Consider the following 21,461-nt stretch of genomic DNA (forward strand, 5'->3'; position numbering starts at 1 on the left):
TCCGGCGTTCGAGGACACTCGGCCGCACGCCGTCCTAGCCAGCGGCGCCGGCCCATTCCGCCACGCGCGAGCGAAGCGCCTCGGCCAGCTCGGCCATCCGCGCCGAGGTCATCCGCGACTTCAGCCCGGTCACGCTGATCGCGGCCGCCGGCGCCGACCGCCCCAGGAACAGCGGCACCGCCACGCACCGCAGGCCCAGTTCGTTCTCCTCCAGGTCGGTCGCGTACCCGCGGCCGCGCACCTCCTCCAATTCGGCGGCCAGCTTGGGCACCGAGGTGAGCGTGTGCCGGGTCGCCGCGCGCAGCGGCAGCCGCGGCGTCGCCCAGGCCCGCAGCGCCTCGTCGGTCGGGTACGTCCAGGCCAGCAACGCCTTGCCGACTCCCGTACTGTGCGCGGGATTTCGGCCGCCGATCACGGACGAGAGCTTGATCGCCCCGGACGCCTCGACCTTGTCCAGATAGACCACCTCACCGGCGTCCAGGATGGCCACGTGCACCGTCTCGTCCATCAGTCGGCGCAGGTCCGCCAGCAGCGGATGCACCATCGAGCGCAGATCTATGTCGTCGTGGAAGCGGAACGCGGTCGCCAGCAACTGGCTCCCGATGAAGTACGGGCCGTTGAGCTCGGGCTGGGAGGCGAAACCTCGGTGCTTGAGCGCGCCGAGCAGGCGGTGCAGCGTGCTCTTGGGCACGTCCAGATCCCCCGCGAGCTCCTCCAACGTGATGCCTCGGGGCATTTCCCCCATACGCATCAGGATCCGCAGTGCTCGATCCACGCTGATCACGGGCGAATCGCTGTTGCCGGTCAAGGTCCCCCCTAGGGACGAGGCGATAATGGGATGGCGTTCCGTCTGATGGAATGATAGACCGTATCGCGTAACGCTGATACCGTCCCGGCTCATCGGAGCCCACGGAGGAGAAGCGATGCGCGGACTCATCGGTAAGCGGGTACTGGTCAGCGGCGGCAGCAGCGGGATCGGCCTCGCGGCCGCCCGGCGCTTCCTGGACGAGGGTTGTCGCGTCTTCGTCAGCGGCTTGGACCCCGCCGAGGTCCAGGCGGCCGTCACCGCGCTTCACCCATTCGGCGACATCACCGGTCAGGCCTTCGACGTCAGCCACGAGCCGGACGTGAGCGCCCTGGTCACCGCCGCCGTCGACGCCCTCGGCGGCATCGACGTGCTCGCGAACAACGCCGGGATCGCGTGGCGCGAACCCTTCCTGGAGATCACCCCCGAGCACTTCGACCGCATGCTCGCGGTCAACCTGCGCGGCATGTTCCTGGTCGCCCAGGCCGTCGGCCGGCACATGGTCGACCGCGGCGGCGGGGTGATCGTCAACATGTCGTCCACGAACGGGATCGCGGGCGAGGAGGACTACGCGCACTACAACGCCTCCAAGGGAGGTGTCCTCCTGCTCGGCAAGACCATGGCGGTGGAACTGGGTCGGCACGGGATCCGGGTGAACACACTGTGCCCGGGATACATCCGTACACCACTGAACGCCTCGATCGCCGGCGCGATGAGCGATGGCGACTTCGAGAGCGACTACATCGCGAACCGGATCCCGCTGGGGCGCGCGGGCCTGGCCGAGGAGGTCGCCGCCGCGTACGCGTTCCTCGCCTCCGACGACGCGGCCTTCGTGCACGGCGCGGAACTGGTCGTCGACGGCGGCCAACTCGCGGTCATGTGACGGGAATCGGCCCCCGCCGGCCGACCGCCTGCCGGATCCACCTGCCGCACCCGAGGGAGAGCACGTCGTATGCCCCTGTCCACGGACCTGATCGACCGCTTGGGCGAGATCGTCGGCGCCGAACACGTCCGGCACGCCGCCGGTGATCTCGTGCCCTACGCGCGCGACGCCACGCCGCTGTTCGACCGGCTCCCGGACGCCGTGGTCTTTCCCGCCGACACCGCCGAGGTGGCCGCCGTACTGCGCCTGGCGACCGACCACCGCGTCCCGGTCGTCCCCCGGGGCGCGGGCTCCAACCTGTGCGCGGCCACCGTCGCCCTGGACGGCGGCATCGTCCTGGTCACCACCCGGATGAACCGGATCCGCGAGATCAGCCCCGCCGAACTGCTCGCCGTGGTCGAACCCGGCGTCACCACGGCCGCGCTGGCGAGCGCGGTCGCCGAGCACGCCCTGCTGTTCCCACCCGACCCGGGCAGCCGCACGGTCTCCACCGTCGGCGGCAACGTGGCCACCTGCGCGGGCGGGCTGCGCGGGCTCAAGTACGGGGTGACCCGCAACTACGTGCTGGGCCTGGAGGCGGTGCTGCCCACCGGCGAGGTGATCCGCACCGGCGGACGGCTCTGGAAGGACGTGGCCGGCTACGACCTGACCCGGCTGCTCACCGGCTCGGAGGGCACCCTCGCGGTGATCACCGAGATCACCATGGCGCTGCTGCCCGCGCCCGCCGACACGGGCACCGGCATCGCCTACTTCCCCGACCTGGCACACGCGGGCCGCGCGGTCGCCGACATCCTCTCCGCCGGCATCGTCCCGGCGACCCTGGAATTCCTGGACCGGCGCTGCATCGGCGCGGTCGAGGACTTCGCCCACCTGGGGCTGCGCCGGGACGCGGGCGCGCTGCTGCTGTTCGGCGACGACGGCGCGCCGGACGCGGTACGCCGCGACCTGGCCCGGATGGCCGAACTGTGCGACCGGGTCGGCGCCACCGAGTGGACCCTGGCCGAGGACGTGGCCGGCGCCGAGGCGCTGCTCACCGCGCGCCGCTGTTCACTGCCCGCGTTGTCCCGGCTCGGCTCGCTCACCATCCTGGAGGACGCCACCGTGCCCCGCCCCCGGATCGCCGAGATGGTCGACCGGATCGACGCCATCGCGGACCGGCACACGATCACCATCGCCACCTTCGGCCACGCCGGCGACGGCAACCTGCACCCGACCTGTGTGGTGGCCGACCCGAACGACACCGAGTCGATCCAACGCGCCCACGCCGCGTTCGACGACATCTTCCGCACCGCGATCGAGCTGGGCGGCACGATCACCGGCGAACACGGCGTCGGCGCCGCCAAGTTGCCTCACCTGCGGGCCCAACTGGGCGATGCCCAGACGGATCTGCTGCGCCGGATCAAGACCGCCTTCGATCCCGCCCACATCCTCAATCCCGGAAAGCTCGGCTCATGACCGGTGTGTTCGATCCCGAGGAACTCTCCCGCTGCATCTCCTGCGGCTTCTGCCTGCCCGCGTGCCCGACCTACGCCGAGACCGGCGACGAGGCGTCCTCGCCGCGCGGCCGGATCAACCTGATGCGGGCGCTGGAGACCGGTCGGCTGGACGCCGACGACCCGACCCTGCTCGAACAGTCCTCGGCCTGTCTGGGCTGCCGGGCCTGCGAACCGGTCTGCCCGGCGGGCGTGCCGTACGGCTCACTGCTGGAACAGTGGCGCGAACACCAGTGGCGCGGCCGGCGTCGACCGCCGTTGGCCCGACTGCTGACGGTCGTGGTGAGCATGCCGGCGGTGGTACGGGCGATGGGATGGGGGCGGTTCGTACTGCCGTCGGGCCGAGGGCCCGGACGATCGAAGCCGACGACGCCGGCCCGCATCGTGACCACCGACCCGCCGGTTCCCGGTCTCGACGGCGGCACGACCACGCGTCCGGGCACGAGTACCGGCGCCGGCGCCTCGCTCATGCTCGGCTGCTTCGAGCGGGCCCTGTTCCCGAAGGTGGCCCGCGCCGCGCGCACCCTGCTGCCCGGCCTCGCGGTCCCCGACGGCCAGGGCTGCTGCGGTGCGCTGCACGCGCACAACGGCGAGCTGCACAAGGGCCGCGCACTCGCCCGCCGGCTGGGCGAACGACTGCCCGGCCGGATCGTCACCACCTCCGGTGGTTGCGCCGCACACCTGGCCGACGTACTCGGCCGGGACCGGGTCACCGAACTCTCCGAGGCGATCGACCCGGCCACGCTCACCGAGGGCGGGCCCTCCGGGCGTCGGATCAAGGTCACCCTCCAGGACTCGTGCCACCTGCGCAACGGTCTGGGCGTATGGCGGGAACCGCGCGAACTCCTTTCCCGGGTGGCCGACTTCGTGGAAACCCCGAGTGCCGCCGAATGTTGCGGCGCGGCCGGCACGTACGCCCTGCTGCGACCTGCCGAGTCCCGCCGGATCCTGGACCGCAAGCTGGCCGCGATCGAGGCGACCGGCGCCGACGTCGTGGTCGCGGTCAATCCCGGCTGCCTGCGCCAACTCCGCACCGGCCTGCGCCGCCGCAAGTCGCGGGTGCGCGCGCTCCATCTCGCCGAGTTCCTCACCGAGTTCCGCGTCGACGACCGGAGTGCGGGACCGATCTGAGCCGGAAAGCCGCGGGGCCCGGGGCGAGTTCGGCGCATGCGACTCCACACGGGGGGAGCCGCGTGCGCCGTGCCCGGCCCGGGCCCCGCCGCGCTCGGCAGGCGCGGGCGACACCCGAGCGCGACGCGGTCGGACCTGCGCGGCCCGGGGACGCGTCCCCGGGCCGCGGCGCTGCGTGCGTCGACCACGACGACGGACACGCCGGGGCCGCCTGCCGCGCGTCCCGGCCCTCGCCGCCGGGACGCGCGTCACACCTCAGGTCGCGGAGGGCGCGTCCGACGCGGCGTCGGAAGATGCCGTGATGCCGTCGAGGACGTAGGCCAGGCCGCTGGTGAAGGTGGCGTCCCAGTCGTCCTGGAGCATGTAGTCGTTCGCGCTGAGCGTCGGGTACCGGTCGCTCAGGTCGTGCAGTTGCCGCTGGGCGGCCTCGCGGTCCTCGACGGACAACGCGAAGCCGGCTCGGGCCACCGTCGCGCCCATGAGGTGGTTGTACAGCGCCCAGGTCGCCGAGTTCAGCCTGCGGCCGGTGAAGTCCGCTCGGACCAGGGCCGCCTGGAGGAACTCCATGCGGGCGAGCACGTTCGGGCCCAGGGTGGGTCGCTGCAGGAGCGCGGCCGACCACGGATGCCGCAACATGGTCGCCCGCCAGTCCAGCGCCACCAGCGTCACCGCGAGGTATCTGCGCACCCACGAAGGCGGGCCGGAGACGATCACGGCGGGCACCGTGCACGGGTTCGGCGTGGCCCTGCTCGTGGCCACGGGCATCATGCTCGGCGCCGCCGCGGTGGCGGCCGTACTGATCGACACGCGCTCGCCCCGGGACGCCCGCCCGTCCTGAACGGCCTCGGACCGGGCGGCCCGGATCTCGCGGAGCGCCGGGCCGCCCGGCTCACCCGAAACGGCAATGAGCGGGCGGCGGGGAGTCGCACCCCCGCCGCCCGTCCCACCGCGGCACCGCGTCCTCGGTCAGCGGAAGACGCCGGTGTGGCCGAGCGAGTAGCGGCCCGGTTGCGGGTAGACACACAGCCCGTGCGGGCCGACGCCGACGGGCACGCGGGCGAGCAGATGGCCGTCGGTGGTGTCGATCGCGTACACCTCGGCGTCGTAGCGCCCGCTGAGCCACAACACCTTGCCGTCCGCGGAGACGCCGCCCATGTCCGGGCTGCCGCCGCCGGGCAGGTGCCACTTGGCGATCAACGCGCCGGTGGCGAAGTCGAGCACCGAGATCGAGCCCTCGCCGCGGTTGGAGATGTACAGGCTCTTGGAATCGCGGCTCGGGTACAGCCCGTGCGCGCCCTTGCCGGTGCGCAGCCTGGTCGGCTTGCCGAAGGTGTCGCCGTCGAGCACCCACAGGCCGTCGGCCATCATGTCGGCGATGTACCAGGTGCGGCCGTCCGGGGAGATCTTGACGTCCTGGGGCATCGCACCGGACATCGGGATCTTCTGTTTGGCCAGCAGCTTCATCTCGGCGGTGTCGATCTTGAGCAGTTCGCCGGAAAACTCGCAGGAGACGATGAAGTACTTGCCGTCGGGCGAGAAGTCCGCGTGGTTGACCCCCGCGCACTCGCTGGGGATGGCCTTGACCACGGCCATCGTGTGCGCGTCGCGGAAGACCACCTGGCGGTCCATCGAGGCCATCACGACCGCGTACTTCCCGTCCGGCGTGAAGTAGAGGTTGTACGGGTCCTCCACCGGAACCGGCGTGCCGACCTTGCCGGTGGCCGGGTCCAGCGGAGTCAGCGTGTCGCCCAGGTCGTTGTTCACCCACAGGGTCTTCAGGTCCCAGGAGGGCACCACGTGTTGCGGCTGGTGGCCGACCTTGATCGTCTCGATCACCTTGTAGGTGGTCGGGTCGATCACGCTGACCGTGTTCGACTCGGTGTTGGGTACGTACACCCGGGACGGGAAGTCCTTGACCACGTCCGCGAACATGCCGGGGCGGTCGGCCGCGTACAGGTCCTTCGGGTCCAGCGGCGGCGGCATGCCGGGCAGCAGGTTCGCGGTCTCCGCCACCGGTACGGCGGGAGCGGGAGCGGGGTCGACGGGGGCGATCGAGGACGTGACCGGTTCGGGTTTCGCCGCGTCGTTCGTGGCGGACCCGCACGCGGCGGACGCCACCAGGCAACAGCCCGCCAGGAACAGCGAGGTCCGGCCGGGGCGGCGGCGGGAGGGGAAAGGATGAGTGGTCATCAGGTGACGAGCTCCGACATCGTGACCGCCCGCAGTCCGCGGGTCCGTAGGCCGTCGAGGATTGCGGGCATCGCGGCTACGGTGCCCGGGTGTCCGAAGTGCAGGCTGACCACCGAGCCCGGCCGAACCTCGTTCAGCACGGTGCGGGTGACGGTGGCGGCGCCGGGATCGGTGAAGTCGAGTGAGTCCAGGTCGTAGCCCAGGCAGTGCGCGTATCCCACGCGGCGGGCCTGGGCGACGACGGTGGGGGTGCAGTCCTTGGCCTGGGAGGGCCGGAACCAGCGCCCGATCGAGCCGGTGAGCCGGTTGAGCCGGTCGGCGCAGTCGGCGATCTCCGCGTAGGTGCGATCGGCGGACATCGACGAGATGTCGCCGTGGTGCATGGTGTGGTTGCCCAGTTCGTGGCCGCCGGTCAGCACGCGCTGGGCCATCCGCGGCTGTTCGTCGAGCCAGGAGCCCACCGCGAGCACCGTGCCACGCGCCCCGGCCGCCTCCATCAGGCCGAGCAGCGAGTCGGCGATCTCCGGACTGCCCTGCCCGTGGAAGGTCAGCGCCACCCGGGGTCGATCCGGCGGACCCGAGCCGATCTGGAACGGCAGACCGGCGGACAGCGGCGGCGGCTCCCGGACCGCTCCGCCGGTGGCGGCGGCACTCGGGGCACCGGAAACGGCAGCGGGCGTCGGGGTGTTGCCGCCGCCGGCCGCCGTGGACGCCGGAGCGGACGCGGGTGTCGACGCGCGGGGGGACCCGTCGCCGCACGCGCTCGCCGCCGCGCCGGCGGCAGCGCCCAGCGCGGCGGCCCGGGCGAGCCGGCGAAGCATGCTTCGGCGATCCAGAGGCGTCACGCCGGCGACCTTACGGGCTGCGACCACGCGAGAGCGGTATGTGTACGTTCGGCCACGTTGCGTGTCGTGTCGGGTTCGTTGTGTGATTCCCGGCGATTGCCGAGGACAGGGGTCGCATGCCGATCGACTCGCGCGGGTGAACACCGCATCGCGTGCGCCACCCCGATGGAGCAGTCCCGCGACCGCCGGAGTGCTCCCGTGTCGACCGGCACACCGTCTCGAGTACCGCCCGGCGGACCCGGTTTCCGATCGCGGTATTAGGGTCCGATGATGCGGATGTATCTCTCCTCGTTCCGGTTCGGCGAACACCCCGACCGCCTGCTCGCGTTGCTCGACCCGCCGGCGGGCGCTCGGATCGCGGTGATCGCCAACGCGACCGACGACCGGCCGGCCGGCGTCCGCGCGGCCGGCGTCGACCAGGAAATCGCCGGCCTCCGCGCCCTGGGACTGCGGCCGAGCGAACTCGACCTGCGCACGTTCTTCGACCGCCCGCACCCCGAAGTCGCCGCCGTGCTCGCCGACTTCGCGGCGGTCTGGGTACGCGGCGGCAACGTGTTCGTGCTGCGCCACGCACTCGCCCGCAGCGGCGCGGACCGCGTCCTCGTCGATCTGCTGCGCCGCGACGCACTGGTCTACGCCGGGTACAGCGCCGGCGCGTGTGTGCTCGCACCGAGCCTGCGCGGCCTCGAACGGTGCGACGACGCGGACGCGGTCACCGCGCTGTACGGGGAACCCGCCCCCTGGGACGGGTTGGCCGTCCTCGACCATGCCGTCGTGCCGCACATCGACTCGCCCGGCCACCCGGAGGCGGAACTGCTCGCGGCCGTCGTGGCCGACTATCGTGCCCACGGCGTGCCGCACCGCACGCTGCGCGACGGACAGGCCCTGCTGATCGACGGGGCGCGGGCCACGGTCTGCTGAGCCGGGACTCGAGGCCGGCGCCGATCCGGACGAGCGCCGGGTGTAGGTGCGCTCGGCCGCCCATGCGCTCCCGGCGAGCGCTCGGTCAAACGTGTGCTCGGTCCGACATGCGCTCAGTCCGCCCTGGGCGGCACCGCCTCCCCATAGGCCCGCAGGATGGTCAGGGCCGCGATGGTCAGGCCCGGCCGGGCCTGACCCCGAACGGTGGGCGACCACTCGGCCCAGCGCAACGGCCAACCGCCGTCTTCCTCCTGAGTTTCGACCAGCGCCCGCAGGCCGACCCGCAGTTCGGCATCGGTGAACCAGTCCCGGGCCAGGCTGTCCGGGTACGGCGCGAAGTCGTGCGGCAGGTGATACTCGCCGACCGCGTAGCCCGGCGCGAGCCGGACCTGTTCCGGATGGGCCGGGTCGAGCAGCACGAGCCGCTGCTCCCGAACCAGTTCGCCCAGCCGCGCGGCCTGGTGCCGGGCCCACGCTCGATCCGGCGTGCCGTCGAGGAAGGTGACGGCCGCCTCCACCTCGTAGGGATGGGTAGTGGCCAGAGCCTCGACGGCGGTCCGGCAGAACTGCGTCGCGCTCGGGAGCCACGGGTGCTCGACGCCGGCACGAAGCAGCGCCCCGACGATCCAGCCGGTCGGGATCAGGCCCGCGATCGGCGGGTCCGGCACCACCAGCCACGGCGGGTGCGGATAGTCGCGCAGGCCGGCGAAAGCCGGCGCCACCCCGCCCGCCGCGGTCGCCACGCTCGCGAGCCAGTCGCAGAGTCGGGCCGTCTCGGCGCTGCGCAGCGCGCCGGTCTCGGCCAGGATCGGCATCGCGGTGCGCAGCGTGGCCGGTTGCGGAAGGGGACCGCGCACGTCCGGTTCCAAGCCGTACGCGAAGCCGCCGTCGGGGCTCCGGTAGGCGTACAACGCGGCGAGCACTCCGGCCCGTTCGTCGTCCGCCGTACCTCTCCCGCGCCCGGCGCCCGTGCGGTCCCTCGCTCTGTCGTCCCCGGCCCTGTCGTGCTCGGCCCTGCCGTCCTTCGTGCCGAACAGGTATGCGAAACGGCGTTGTTCCAGCACCCGTCCCGACGTCCACAGGAAACGTTCGGCCCGCTCGAGCATGTCTTGGGTGATCCACTCCATGACTCGACGCTAGGCCGCCGAGCGTGCTCGGTCTTGAACGAATCGGACACCGGGCGCGCCGCGACCGGGGCGTGCCGTCGCACCGATTGCGTGGCCGGGGCATGTCGGGACGTCGGCCCGGCGGTGACGGTTGGTGGAATTTGCCCGCCCGGGGGTTGGCCCGCGCACCGCCGGCCGACCACGGTGGACGGGTCAGCCTCACCGATGTGCTTCGGGGGATGCTCGTGTTCGCTGGTTCTCGTACCCATGGCCTGCGCCGATCCGTGATCGGTGCCGCCGTACTCGCCGCCTCGGCCGCGCTGGTCGGCCCGGTCCCGTCCGCACAGGCCGCCGAGGCGGACCGATCGGCGGGCGCGCACGGCACCTTCGGGGTGCACCGCGACGGCCGCCCGGTGGTGGTGCCGTTCCGCACCGGACGCGACGGCGAGGCCCTGGTGACGCTCACCGTCGCGGCACCGGGCCTCGACTGGGGTACGCCGGGCAAGGAGTCGGCGGTGCTGCGACTGCTCGTCGACGGGCGGCCCGCCGGTGACGTGGTGGTCTTCGGCGCCACGCCCACCGAGCGCAGTTTCGCCCTCGGCGCGCTGCGCAAGGGCCGGCACAAGCTGACGCTGAGCTATGCGGCCGATCGCTCGTCGCCGGCCGGATCGGTGGTGCGGGTCTCCCGGCTGCGCACCGAGACCATCGCCACGACGGACCGCGAGCACGCCGTGGCCGCGAACGCGCCCGTGTTGTACGGCCGCGGCATCCCGGGTGTACCCGGCGGGGCGACCGGCCCGTTCCAGAACGCGATCTCCGACACGCCGGTGTTGGCCTGGTACCAGGAGGCCCCGGCGGCGACCGCCGGGAACCGCGTGCTGACCTACACGATCGTGTGGAGCAACGAGGACGGCGGCACCTCGACGCCGGCGCTGATGGCCCGCTGGGGCCGCACCACCGACATCGAATGGGCCTACCGGGTCGAGGTGGACGGCCGGGGCAAGGCGGTGCCGGGCACCGCGTACTTCCAGTCGCCCGACCACGGCACGAAGTTGTTCGCCGGCCGCTACGAGGACGGCCACCCGCTGTTGCAGACGTGCACGCTGAACAACAACCTGTGCGACGTCGTCGACAACCCGATGCGGTTCGCGCCGGCGGCGGTCGAGCGGCTGGTCGACCCGAAGAAGACCGCACGCGAGGAGATGGTGGACCGGCACCCGTGGGTGTACCCGGTGATGACCGACGAGGTGCGTCGCGAGGGCCGGGTCGTCGCCGACCCGCCGGCGGACACCACGACGCTGATCGCCGACCCCCGGGACTACCTGTACGCGGTGGTCCGCAAGACCACCTCGGCGCCGCCGCCCGGCGCGGCCGGCTGGGCCGGTGTGGCGCTCGGTGTGCGGATCAAGGGCGACCCGACCCTGTACCGCTCGGACCGCGGGCGGGTGGACTGGTCGTTGCAGCGCGACGATCCGGCGGCGACCACGGTACGACTCCCGCACGGGACGCGGGCGTCGGACATCGTCGAGGTGGTGGCGATCCGAACGGTGGCGGGTGTCGACCCGGGCACCACGGTCACGGTGAACGGGGTCAATCGGGCGTTCCTGCTGGGCGAGGACGACCGACCCGGGCGGGCAATGCCGGTCCGTCCCGAAAAGCCGGTCACGTTGACCGCGGCGGCGCCGGAGGCGGTGCTGTACCGCCGATGAGCCGGTCGGCATCGGGCACCGACCGGGCTTGATGGGGTGTTCTCAAGCCGCGGTCGGAAATCGGGCGCCGGGCGGGCCGGAATCGGCCTCGCCCGGCGCCCGGTCCGTTCAGGGTGTGGGCACCGACACGCGCGGCTCCGGCACGGTCGGCGGCTCGACCGGCCCGCCCTCGGAGAGGCCGAAGCGATCGTGCAGCCGGCGCAGCGGCCCGGGCGCCCACCAGGTGGCCCGACCGGTGAGGGCCAACACCGCCGGCGCGAGCAGGCTGCGCACCACGAACGCGTCGACCAGGACGGCCAGCGCGAGTCCACCGCCGAGCATCATCGTGTTGGTCACCCGCGAGGTGCCGATCGCGAACATCACCACCGCCAGGACACACGCCGCGGCGGTGATGATGCCGCCGGTGCGCGCCAGTCCGGTGGCGACCGCGCCCCGGTGGTCGCCGGTGCGGTCGTGCTCCTCCTTGATCCGGGAGATCAGGAACACGCCGTAGTCCATGGACAGGCCGAACGCGATGCAGAACATCAGCACCGGCAGCGCGGTCTCGATCGACCCGGTCGGGGTGAAGTCGAGCAGGCCGGACAGGTGGCCGTCCTGGATCACCCACACCACCGCGCCGAACATCGCGGTCAGGCTCAGCGCGGCGAACACGATCGCCAGGATCGGCAGCACCACGCTGCCGGTGAGCAGGAAGACCAGGACGAACGTGGTGAGCAGGATCAGGCCGCCGGCGAGCCACAGTCGGCTGCCGATCGCGTGCTTGGCGTCGACCACCTCGGCGGTCTGTCCGCCGACCAGGGCCGGCCCGGGCGCGGGCACGGCCCGGACCTCGCGCACCAGATCCTGACCGGCGGCGGAGAGGTCCTCGACGGCGGGCACCACCGAGATGTACGCGCTGCCGGCGGCTCGCCGACCGGCCTCGGCCGGGCCCGGGGCCGCGCTGCGGGCACCGCGCTCGAAGGTGCCGGCGGGCCCGACCACGCGGGCCACACCGTCGATCGCGGACAGTCGTGCGCTGTAGTCGGCGGTGCCGTCCGGTTGCCGCGCCGCGCCCACCACGATCTCGATCGCGCCGGTGGGGCGTCCGTCCACCTGGTCCCGGATCACCTGTTGGACCTGCCGGGATTCGGCCGACTTCGGCAGCTGGCGATCGTCGCCGGTGCCGAACTGCACGCCCAGGAAAGGTAGTCCGAGCGCGACCAGGACGCCGGTGGTGAGGACGGCGACGATCGGCGCCCGGCGCATGATCGCCTGGGAGATGCGATACCAGCGGCTCTCCGGCTGCGCGTGCGGCACGGCCGGGCGCACGGGCCGCGTCCGGCCGGCGAGTCGGCGCAGCGGCACGCGCAGGTCGCCCCTGTCCACCCGGTCGCCGAGCAGGACCAGCGCGGCGGGCAGGATCACCAGCGCACCGAACGCGGCGAGCAGCACGACCGGGATGCCGGCGTACGCGAACGAGCGCAGGAAGTACTGCGGGAAGACGAGCATCGCGGCCAGGGAGACGGCGAGGGTGAGTGCGGAGAAGACCACGGTGCGCCCGGCGGTGTTCAACATCACCGTCACGGCCCGGATCGGCGGGGCGCCGGCGGCGAGTTCCTCGCGGTAGCGGCGGACCACGAACAGGCCGTAGTCGACAGCCAGGCCCAGGCCCAGCACGGTGGTCAGGTTCTGCGCGAACACCGAGACGTCGGTGACCGAGGAGACCATGCGCAGCACCGCGTTGGTGCCGACCATGGCCAGGATGCCGACGCCCAGCGGCAGCAGCGCCGCGACCAGGCTGCCGAAGACCAGGATCAGGATCAGCAGGGTGATCGGCAGGGCGATCAGTTCGGCGCGGACCAGGTCATCGGAGATGGTCTTCTGCATGTCGTGGCGCACCGCGACGCTGCCGCCGAGTTCGACCTTCAGCGCGCCTCGGGTACCTCGGTAGTCGGCCGCCAGACGTTCGAACGTGTCGGAGGCGGCGGTCTCCTCGCCCCGGATGTGGGCCAGGACGAGTCCGTGTCGACCGTCGGCGGTGCGCAGGGTCGGTGCACCGCCGTTCCAGTAGGAGACCATCCCGGCGACATCGGGTTCGGCGCCGAGGCGATCGGTCAACTCCTTTGCCTGGAGCGCGACTTCGGGTGCGTCGAGGGGGCGGTCGGCGCCGACCAGGAGGACCAGGTTGGGGCGGCTGCCGGGGAAGTCGCGGTCGAGGGCGGTCGCGGCGCGGGCCGAGGCCGAGTTCGGGTCGACAGCGCCACCGCCGAGCAGGTGGTCGCCGACGCCTCGGCCGAGCAGTCCGGCGCCGATCAGCAGGAACAGGGCCGTGATCAACAGGAGCCGGGGCCGGGCGGTGGTCAGGCGGGCCAGGGCAGCGAACATCGCCGAACCCTTCCGTAGAGTCGATGGATCGTATGTGGAACATACGATATGCAAAGCCTTTCGTCTAGATGACATATGTTCGCGGACCGCTAACATGTGGACATGACGGACCGACCCAACACCGGGCGGCCGCCGATGGGAGCACGGACCGGGTACCGGCTGGTCAAGCTGGCCGATCTCCTGTTGGCGCTCGCCGATCAGACGCTTGCCTCGCTGGGCGTCAAGACCAAGCACGTGCATGTGCTGGAGACCCTGCTGACCTACGAGACGTTGTCCCAGCAGGACGTCAGCCGACTGCTCGGGATCGACCCCAACGTCCTGGTCGGCGTGCTCGACGACCTGGAGGAGCGCGGCTTCGCCGAGCGTCGGCGCAACCCGCACGACCGACGGCGGCACGTCATCCAGGTCACTGCCTCCGGACGCGAACTGGTCGCGGAGAGCACCCGGTTGCTGAGCGAGGCCGAGGACACCTTCTTCGCCGCCGTCTCGGCGGAGGACCGGCAGATCGTGCACGACGCGTCCGGCCGTCTGCTCGCCGCGCATCGTCCCGGGTGGTCCGACGACGGGACCGACGCGAACTGCTGAACGGCCGCTTCGGCGCGGCGCCCGGATCGAGGCGCCCGCCGGGCGACTGCGGTTCCACTCGAGCCCGGGTTCGGATGCGAGCCCGGGCGGTCCGGATGCGAGCTCGGGCCCGGTCCGGCTTCGAGACCGGGCCCGGATTCGATCCCGGCTCGGGCCCGGATTCGCGCTCGCGCCGGAGTACTTCGCCGCTTCTTCGTCTCTTCTTCGCCCGACCGCCATGATCCGACTCCCCGCACATCACTTCGCGCGGGCCAGGGTGTGGGCGTCGACGGTCGATCGCCGTCGACCGGAGCGAGAGGGAGACGTCCATGTCCGGATGGAAGACCGTCACGGCCGCGATCCTGGCCGGGGCCGCCGTTGTCGCCGCCCCGGGAGTGGCCGCCGCCGCGGATCGTCACGGTGGCCACCACCGCAAGTCCTTCGACCTCCAGGCGCACCGAGGCGGTCTCGGGCTGACCGTGGAGAGCACGCTCGCGTCCTTCTCCAAGGGCCTGGACCTGGGGGTGTCCACGCTCGAACTGGACGTCCAGATCACCGAGGACGGCCGGGCCGTGGTCACCCACGACCGCAAGGTCGACGGGCGCAAATGCGCCGACACCAAGCCGGTACGCGCCGGCGACCCGGAGTTCCCGTACGTCGGCAAGTACGTCAACACGCTCAGCCTGGCGCAGGTCCGCACGCTGGACTGCGGGTCGCGGCAGTTCCCCGGCTTCCCCGCGCAGACCACCTCGCCCGGCGCCCGAATGCCGTTGCTCACCGAGGTGTTCGACCTGGTCAACCGCCGGCACGCGCACGGCGTGAAGCTCAACGTGGAGACCAAGGTCGAGGCCGGCGCGCCGCAGGAGACCGCGCCGCGCGAGCAGTTCGTGCAGATCGTGGCGCGCGAGGTGCGCCGGGCCGGGCTGTCGCGCCAGGTCACCGTGCAGAGCTTCGACTGGGGCGCGCTCCAGCGCATGCGACAGGTCGAACCGCGTCTGCCGCTGGTCGCGTTGACCAACTACGACTTCCTCCAGGTCGGCAAGCCCGGCGCCTCGCCCTGGCTGGGCGGCCTGGACATCGACGACTTCGGCGGCGATCCGCTGCGCGCGATCGCCTCGCTCGGCGCCGGCACGTTCTCGCCCGTGCACGGCTTCCCGCAGGACGGCAAGGTCACCGACCCGAACTACCGTCCCTACGTGACCCGCGACATGGTCACCCGGGCACACGCGGCGGGCATCAAGGTGGTGCCGTGGACCGTCGACGACCCGGCGACCATGGCCAAGCTGATGGACGACGGCGTGGACGGCCTGATCACCGACTACCCTGACCGGCTGCGGGAGTTGATGGCCGCACGTGGGCTGCCGCTGCCCAAGCGCTACCCGGCGCGCGGCTGATCGGCGCGATCCGCCGGGGACTTCGGCGTCCGCAGGGGTGGGGACGCCGAAAAGGGCCGGGCCCGTCGACACTCGGTCGACGGGCCCGGCCCTTGGTACGGCTACCGCGTTGTTGTGGCTAGCGCGGTGTGGTTACCGCCTGATGACGCTCGGCTCAGAGGTTGACGCCGTGCGCGCGCAGGTAGGTGACCGGGTTGATGCCACTGCCGTAGTTCGGCGTGGTGCGGATCTCGAAGTGCAGGTGCGGGCCGGTCACGTTGCCGGTCGCGCCGGAGAGGCCGATCTGCTGACCGGTGCTCACCGTGGCGCCGACGCGCACGCCGATGCTGGACAGGTGGGCGTACTGCGAGTACTTGCCGTCCGCGTGCTTGATCACGATCTCGTTGCCGTAGGCGCCGCCGTTGCCGGCCTTGACCACGGTGCCCGAGGTGATCGCCTTCACCGAGGTGCCGGTGGCGGCCACGAAGTCCTGGCCGGTGTGGCTGCCGCTGGACCACAGCTTGCCGCCGGTGCCGAACGCGGTGCCCAGGCTGCCCTTCACGGGAGCGACGTAACCGGACGCGTTGGCCGTGGTGGACTCGGCCTTGGCCGAGGACTCCTTGGCCACGACCGGGGCCTTCTCCTTGACCTCGACCTTCGGCGCGACCTTCACGGACGCCGTGGCCTTGGTCTCGGTCTTCGGCGCGGCCGGAGCGGTCTCGGTCTTGGTGCCGGCGGACTCGGTCGAGGCCGAGGCCTTACCCGAGAGCGAGAGCTTCTGACCGATCTGGATGACGTTCGGGTTGCCACCGATCACCGAGCGGTTGTCGGCGTACAGCTTGTGCCAGCCGCCCTCGACGTCCTTGTCGGCGGCGATCTTGGAGAGCGTGTCGCCCTTGACCACGGCGTACGAGGTGGTGGTCGACGCGGACTTCGACGCGGCCGCCGGGACGACCTCGATCTTCGGGGCCGGAGCGGTCGCCGGAGCGGACTCGGCCGGCTGCTCGGTGGCCTTCGGGGTGACCTTGACCGTGGACTTGGTGCCGGGCGAGACGGCCGGAGCGGCGCTGCCCTTGGTCAGGCCCGCCGGGCCGGAGGTGTTCGGCCAGGCGCCGGGACCCTGTACGGCGAGCACCTTCTCGGCGATGGCGATCTGCTGGTCCTTGGTGGCCAGGTCGGCACGCGGGGCGTACTGCTGACCGCCGAACTCGTTCCAGGTGCTGATGGTGAACTGCAGACCACCGTAGAAACCGTTGCCGGTGTTGATGTGCCAGTTGCCCGAGCTCTCGAGCATGGCGACCTTGTCCCAGGTGGAGACGGAGGCGGCGTTGGCGGAGGCGAGACCGGTGACCAGCGGGGCGGCGACGATCGCGCCGGCCATGCCGAGGGTCAGCGCGAGACGCGTCTTCTTGGGCATGCGGGCAGGGGTGATGAACGACTGCACGAAGATTTTTCCTTCTCCCACGCCTACGAAGTGAGCTGTCGGATTCGGGCTGGAGAGTCTCGCCCGGCCGTGTTCGGCCCTCCTGAGGAAGGGACGGGCACGGCTTCACCCCAAGCCGTCGTGATGGGCGTCCGTGTCACGGACGCCCGGGACGGCATTCCACTTGGTTCCCCCGCTCCTGCCTTTCGGGTTTCGTACCGTGGCCTCGCTCCGGCGGCAGGATTCGGCGAACCGGGAGACCATTTCGCCGAGCACCGGACCGGTGTGGCGAAGCACCAAGCTACGCACACCCCCGACTCGGATCCAAACATCATGTTTCGCCGAAACCGAAGAATCGGGTCGTAAGGGGGGAATATCGGGACCTAAAGTCCCGAGGAGCGTACGCATTGTGCCCGAATCGATGACGCACCGTGGACAACTCGGTTACTCAGGGCAGGAATCGCGGAAAGACGGTTCACGGTGCGTACGAACTCCTGACCATCGGTGCCCGCCATGTGACGTGCGCCATAGGGACGGTGGAGGATGGTCCGATATGTACCGCTATCGGTCAGCCGAAAGCCAGAGATGCCCCGGTGGCGGCGCCCAAGAGCGCACCCGCCACGGCTTGCGCGAGGGTGTGGTGACGCAGTGCCACACGCGACCAGCACACGACGCCGACCGCGAGACAACCGGTCGACCACCACGGTCCGCCCGCGACGGCGAGCAACGCGACGATGCCGGACACGACCGCGCAGTCGACGCTGATCTTCCACGCCGCGTTCACCACCAGCAGCACCACCGTCATGCCCCACAGCGCGAACATCGCGAACACCAGCCGGGACGGCGCGCCGGCGCCGAGCATGACCGCCGCACCGATACCGATCGAGGCCAGGATCACCGCGAAGATGCGCGGACGCTGCCGGCGGTCCACCACGTGCCGGTCGCCCCAGGTACCGCGGCGACGCTCCCACTCGATGTACCCGGCCGGAACGATGCCCGCGCACAGTGCCGCGAACAGACCCCACCCGGCGCCGGCCCACGAGTGGGTGACGAGCGCACCGAAACCGGACAGTCCGGCCAGGATGGTGTTGCGCGGCTGGAGGACGTCGGTGACCACCTGGGCGGCGCCCCGGACGCGGCCCGAATCGGGCGCGGCGGTGTGCGCCGCGACCTGGGCCGACGGGCTCCGCACGACTGCGTTGTCCATCCGCGTACGGTAGCCATCGGCTCGGAGCCGCCCGCCCGCGGGCCGATGCGGAATCCGGCCCGACACGGTGATCGTCCCGGGCGTGGCCGGGGCCGGCGCGACGGTGTCGCCGGCCCCGGTCGACGCGCCGCGCCGGGCGCTCGCGCGCGGGCGGACCCCCGGCGGCGCCGGGCGCGGGCGCCGGCGGAGGTCCGGTCGTGGGATCAGTGGTCGGGGGTGGACGGGCGGACGATGGTGGACATGTAGCAGCCGTAGGTGATGTTGCGGCAGTGGATCTCGGTCACCTCGGGGTCGGCGAGGATCTCGGCGAGGGCGGGCTCGGGATTGTCGGTGTCGTGGACGCGTGAGGTGGGGTGGATCCGTCCCCGGGCGTCGTAGGCGCGGAAGACCTGGGGTCGGGACCGCCACTGGGGCGGGTAGGCGTCGGTGCTCGGGCCGGGGCAGGCGTGGGCGTGCGCGAAGACCGGGCCGATCTCGCGGTACGGGCTCGCCGGGAGCGGCGGTTCGTAGCCGAACAGCATGAGCCGCTCGCCCGGCTCGGCGTCGCGCAGGCAGCAGCGCAACGGTTCGCCGCCGCCGGCCGTGTGCGATTCGACCGGATGGCCGGAGACGTCCAGGCCGGTGGCCCGGACCGAGGCGAGGAGCTCGGCGGGGATCGCTCGGACGACGAAGGTGCGGGTGTCCGCGGTGGTGGTCATGCCTCCAGCGTGGACGCGGCCGGGACCCGGTGCCGGCGGCAATCGGACACCTCGTTCGGCACCCGACTCACCCGACTCACCCGACTCACCCGGCTCACCCGGCTCACCCGGCTCGATCGTCGAGACGGCACCAATCCCGGCGGTAGGACGCCCAGTCCGTGTCGGTCGCGGCGAAGTCGACGTACAGCGCGACGCCGAAGTCGGGTCGGCGCGGGTCGTGTCTGGTCAGGCCCAGGCGTACGCCGCGCACCGCCGCCGCGACCGTCTCGGCCGAGCCGCGATGGCCCCAACTGTTCGCGTAGTAGGCGGGCAGGCCCATCAGCAGGTCGACCCCGGCCGGTGTCGCCTCCAGGGCGAGTTCGGTCTGCTGCGCGACGTAGCCGCCGTACAGCGACTCCAGCGGCATCGCGGTGTCGTAGGACATCACCGCGATCTGGTCGACCCGCCGCGCGACCTGGCCGAAGTAGCGCTGCGACCACCACTTGGGGTGGTCGCGCAGCGCCTGGAAGACGCTGTGCAGGGACGGCAGCGGATCGATCTGCGCGGCGGCGACCGACAGCGGGGCGCCGCGCGCACGGGTCAGCGCGTGGGTGGCGGTGAGCAGGTTCAGGAAGTCCTCGTTCCCGGACCACACCGGTTCCAGGTCGAGGTGCACGCCCTCGAAGCCGGCGTCCAGGATCTGCGCGGCCGACGCGGTGATCGCCGCGCGCACCGGCGGGCGCTCCAGCCGCAGCCCGGGCCCGCCGTGCGAGACGATGTCGCCGAGCCAGGCCTGCACCCGTACGCCGGGCAGTTCGCGGTGGACCGCGTCCACCAGTTGCCGCGCCCCGGGGTGGGCCGAGGGCGGCAGCGTGCCGTCGTGTTCCAGGGGCCCGGCGTGCACGTACAGGTCGTGGATCCCGGTCCCCCGCAACCGCTGTGCCAGTGTGGCCAGTTCGGCCGCTCCCTTGCGGCCGTCCACCCACGCGTGGCCGAGCCAGATCGCGTCCCGGCCGCGGGTGCGGGCCTGGTCCGACGGATCGCCCGCGTACTCCAGCCGCAGCGCGAGCGCGGCCGCGCCCACCGGCAGCAGCGGCAGGCTCACCAGGATCAGCAGGATCACGGTGATCCGCCGCCGGCGACTCCACGACCGCCACCGTCGCCGCAGTCGGCCCCCACGCGGCGGCGAGGGGGCATCGGGCTCCGCCGCGGGAGCGTCGCGCCCGGCGTCGCCGACCCCGCCCTCCGCCGCGGCGTGTGCGCCGACCTCCACGGGCTCGTCCGGGCCTGGCGCGGTGCTCTCCTCGGCAATCCGCCCCGGTTCGGCGATGGCGATACGGATCTTCCCCCTGTGTCGTGGTTCTCGGGCCCGGGTCGGGGCCGGCGAACCGCTCGGTCGTGGCCGACGGGCCGCGCATGACCGCGGACGGATGCCCGGGTCGGCGGCCCGAGTCGCGGCCCGGGAGATCTGCGTCGACTCCCCCTGCTACGGACGCGTTCGGGCGCGGAACCGTTCCAACCCGCCGGCGACGCCTTCCCTGGGCACCGGGTGATCCGCCGCCACGCCCCGCTCACGGTGCGGCGCACCCGGGACGCGGTGCCGGTGGCGGACCCGACCCAGGCCGGACCCGGTCCCTCCCGTACCGCCGGCCTGCGGCGAGGCGCCGACGGGGACCGATCGCTTCGACGGCCGTCGGAGCGCGTGGCGAATCCCATGGGTTCCGGCCTGCTCGGGCCGGGCAGCGACAAGGACATGACCTCTTCCACCTCCGCCATGCCGTACGCCGAACTGGGCCGCACCGGCCTGACCGTGGGTCGCATCGTGCTCGGCACGATGAACTTCGGGCCCGCCACCGACGAACGCGACAGTGGCGAGATCATGGACGCCGCGCTCGACGCGGGCATCAACCTGTTCGACACCGCGAACGTGTACGGGCGCTCCCAACTGACCGGCGCCGGCGCCCGGGGGGACACCGAGGAACTCGTCGGCCGCTGGCTGGCCGGGGGCGACCGGCGCGAACGGGTCGTGCTGGCCACGAAGGTCTACGGCAGTTGGGGCGACTGGCCCAACTCGGGCGGGCTCAGCGCCCGGCACATCCGCCGGGCCTGCGAGGACAGCCTGCGTCGCCTGGGCACCGACCACATCGACGTCTACCAGATGCACCACATCGATCGCCGGGTCCCGTGGGAGGAGATCTGGCAGGCGATGGACCTGCTGGTCGCGCAGGGCAAGGTGCTCTACGTCGGGTCGTCGAACTTCGCCGGCTGGCACATCGCGCAGGCCCAGGAGGCGGCGGCCCGCCGATCCTCGCTGGGTCTGGTCAGCGAGCAGTGCCTGTACAACCTGGCCCAGCGGGCCGCCGAGGCCGAGGTGCTGCCGGCGGCACAGGCCTACGGCCTCGGGGTCATCCCGTGGTCGCCACTGCACGGCGGCGTACTGGGCGGGGTGCTGGAGAAGGAGCGCGCGGGCGGTCGACACCGCTCCGCCGGGGACCGTGCGGCGGGCGAGGTGGCCGAGCGGCGCGAGCAGATCCAGGCGTACGAGGAGCTGTGCGCCAAGATCGGTACGCCGCCGGGGGAGGTCGCACTGGCCTGGCTGCTCACCCGCCCCGGGGTGACCGGCCCGATCGTGGGCCCGCGCACGCGAGACCAATTGGACTCGGCGCTGCGGGCGACGAGCGTCGAGTTGAGCCCGGAGACGCTCGCCGAACTGGACCGGATCTTCCCCGGCCCGGGACCCGCGCCGGAGTCTTTCGCCTGGTAGAGGGCC

The 21,461-nt window shown here is 72.2% G+C and carries 18 protein-coding genes and 1 riboswitch; of the genes, 8 read left to right on the forward strand and 10 right to left on the reverse strand.

The annotated features are described in order from the left end of the window. Positions 1 to 34 precede the first annotated feature (34 nt). On the reverse strand, positions 35 to 808 hold the full coding sequence (locus OG948_RS44595) for an IclR family transcriptional regulator (RefSeq protein ID WP_331770717.1): 774 nt from the start codon (positions 806 to 808) through the stop codon (positions 35 to 37). A 115-nt stretch (positions 809 to 923) separates the two neighbouring features. On the opposite strand from OG948_RS44595, the gene OG948_RS44600 reads away from it, so the two are divergent. From OG948_RS44600 to OG948_RS44610, 3 genes are all read left to right on the forward strand, one after another. After that, a complete protein-coding gene (locus OG948_RS44600) occupies positions 924 to 1,688 on the forward strand; it encodes an SDR family oxidoreductase (protein ID WP_331770718.1) in 765 nt (254 codons plus the stop codon). Positions 1,689 to 1,757: 69 nt separating this feature from the next. Then, on the forward strand, positions 1,758 to 3,143 hold the full coding sequence (locus tag OG948_RS44605) for an FAD-linked oxidase C-terminal domain-containing protein (protein WP_331770719.1): 1,386 nt from the start codon (positions 1,758 to 1,760) through the stop codon (positions 3,141 to 3,143). Next, positions 3,140 to 4,312 (forward strand): (Fe-S)-binding protein, encoded by a 1,173-nt coding sequence (locus tag OG948_RS44610; RefSeq protein ID WP_331770720.1) that lies wholly within the window; start codon positions 3,140 to 3,142, stop codon positions 4,310 to 4,312. The genes OG948_RS44605 and OG948_RS44610 overlap by 4 nt, the downstream gene beginning before the upstream one ends. 255 nt (positions 4,313 to 4,567) lie before the next feature. On the opposite strand, the gene OG948_RS44615 is transcribed toward OG948_RS44610, so the two are convergent. The 3 genes from OG948_RS44615 to OG948_RS44625 all read right to left on the reverse strand — a co-directional run bounded on the left by OG948_RS44615 (position 4,568) and on the right by OG948_RS44625 (position 7,347). Beyond that, the gene (locus OG948_RS44615; RefSeq protein ID WP_406300611.1) at positions 4,568 to 5,026 is read right to left on the reverse strand and encodes a TetR/AcrR family transcriptional regulator C-terminal domain-containing protein; all 459 of its coding nucleotides are present in this window, start codon (positions 5,024 to 5,026) and stop codon (positions 4,568 to 4,570) included. 252 nt (positions 5,027 to 5,278) lie between these two features. Continuing rightward, positions 5,279 to 6,502, reverse strand: coding sequence for a YncE family protein (locus OG948_RS44620; protein ID WP_331770723.1), 1,224 nt, complete (start codon positions 6,500 to 6,502; stop codon positions 5,279 to 5,281). Further along, positions 6,502 to 7,347: a polysaccharide deacetylase family protein gene (locus tag OG948_RS44625; RefSeq protein WP_331770724.1), complete on the reverse strand. Its 846-nt coding sequence runs from the start codon at positions 7,345 to 7,347 to the stop codon at positions 6,502 to 6,504. The genes OG948_RS44620 and OG948_RS44625 overlap by 1 nt, the downstream gene beginning before the upstream one ends. Positions 7,348 to 7,623: 276 nt before the next feature. Here OG948_RS44625 and OG948_RS44630 point away from each other — a divergent pair, with 276 nt between their 5' ends. Then, positions 7,624 to 8,268, forward strand: coding sequence for a Type 1 glutamine amidotransferase-like domain-containing protein (locus OG948_RS44630; protein WP_406300612.1), 645 nt, complete (start codon positions 7,624 to 7,626; stop codon positions 8,266 to 8,268). 113 nt (positions 8,269 to 8,381) lie between these two features. Here OG948_RS44630 and OG948_RS44635 read toward each other — a convergent pair whose 3' ends face one another. Further along, a complete protein-coding gene (locus OG948_RS44635) occupies positions 8,382 to 9,395 on the reverse strand; it encodes a hypothetical protein (protein WP_331770726.1) in 1,014 nt (337 codons plus the stop codon). A gap of 218 nt (positions 9,396 to 9,613) precedes the next feature. On the opposite strand from OG948_RS44635, the gene OG948_RS44640 reads away from it, so the two are divergent. Beyond that, entirely contained in the window at positions 9,614 to 11,083 is a 1,470-nt protein-coding gene (locus OG948_RS44640) for a hypothetical protein (protein WP_406300613.1), read from the forward strand. 108 nt (positions 11,084 to 11,191) lie between these two features. Here OG948_RS44640 and OG948_RS44645 read toward each other — a convergent pair whose 3' ends face one another. Further along, a complete protein-coding gene (locus OG948_RS44645; RefSeq protein WP_331770728.1) occupies positions 11,192 to 13,447 on the reverse strand; it encodes an MMPL family transporter in 2,256 nt (751 codons plus the stop codon). 102 nt (positions 13,448 to 13,549) lie between these two features. Here OG948_RS44645 and OG948_RS44650 point away from each other — a divergent pair, with 102 nt between their 5' ends. Together OG948_RS44650 and OG948_RS44655 are read left to right on the forward strand one after the other, a co-directional pair. Next, on the forward strand, positions 13,550 to 14,032 hold the full coding sequence (locus OG948_RS44650; RefSeq protein WP_331770729.1) for a MarR family winged helix-turn-helix transcriptional regulator: 483 nt from the start codon (positions 13,550 to 13,552) through the stop codon (positions 14,030 to 14,032). A 308-nt stretch (positions 14,033 to 14,340) separates the two neighbouring features. Then, complete coding sequence (locus tag OG948_RS44655) at positions 14,341 to 15,405, forward strand: glycerophosphodiester phosphodiesterase family protein (protein WP_331770730.1); 1,065 nt, start codon at positions 14,341 to 14,343, stop codon at positions 15,403 to 15,405. 154 nt (positions 15,406 to 15,559) lie between these two features. Here OG948_RS44655 and OG948_RS44660 read toward each other — a convergent pair whose 3' ends face one another. The 4 genes from OG948_RS44660 to OG948_RS44675 form a co-directional block, all read right to left on the reverse strand. After that, a complete protein-coding gene (locus OG948_RS44660) occupies positions 15,560 to 16,801 on the reverse strand; it encodes a transglycosylase family protein (protein ID WP_331773508.1) in 1,242 nt (413 codons plus the stop codon). Positions 16,802 to 16,833: 32 nt separating this feature from the next. Then, positions 16,834 to 17,067: riboswitch (cyclic di-AMP (ydaO/yuaA leader) on the reverse strand. A 308-nt stretch (positions 17,068 to 17,375) separates the two neighbouring features. Beyond that, complete coding sequence (locus OG948_RS44665; RefSeq protein ID WP_331770731.1) at positions 17,376 to 18,014, reverse strand: hypothetical protein; 639 nt, start codon at positions 18,012 to 18,014, stop codon at positions 17,376 to 17,378. Positions 18,015 to 18,217: 203 nt separating this feature from the next. Next, positions 18,218 to 18,712 carry a DUF1203 domain-containing protein gene (locus OG948_RS44670; RefSeq protein ID WP_331770732.1) on the reverse strand — a complete coding sequence of 165 codons (495 nt, stop codon included), beginning with the start codon at positions 18,710 to 18,712 and terminating at the stop codon, positions 18,218 to 18,220. Positions 18,713 to 18,815: 103 nt separating this feature from the next. Beyond that, a complete protein-coding gene (locus tag OG948_RS44675) occupies positions 18,816 to 19,964 on the reverse strand; it encodes a hypothetical protein (protein WP_406300614.1) in 1,149 nt (382 codons plus the stop codon). A 501-nt stretch (positions 19,965 to 20,465) separates the two neighbouring features. On the opposite strand from OG948_RS44675, the gene OG948_RS44680 reads away from it, so the two are divergent. Beyond that, entirely contained in the window at positions 20,466 to 21,455 is a 990-nt protein-coding gene (locus tag OG948_RS44680) for an aldo/keto reductase (protein WP_331773510.1), read from the forward strand. Positions 21,456 to 21,461 lie beyond the last annotated feature (6 nt).

Origin of the sequence: Embleya sp. NBC_00888 (assembly GCF_045207655.1) — a bacterium.
In the GTDB taxonomy this organism is placed as follows: Bacteria; Actinomycetota; Actinomycetes; order Streptomycetales; family Streptomycetaceae; genus Embleya.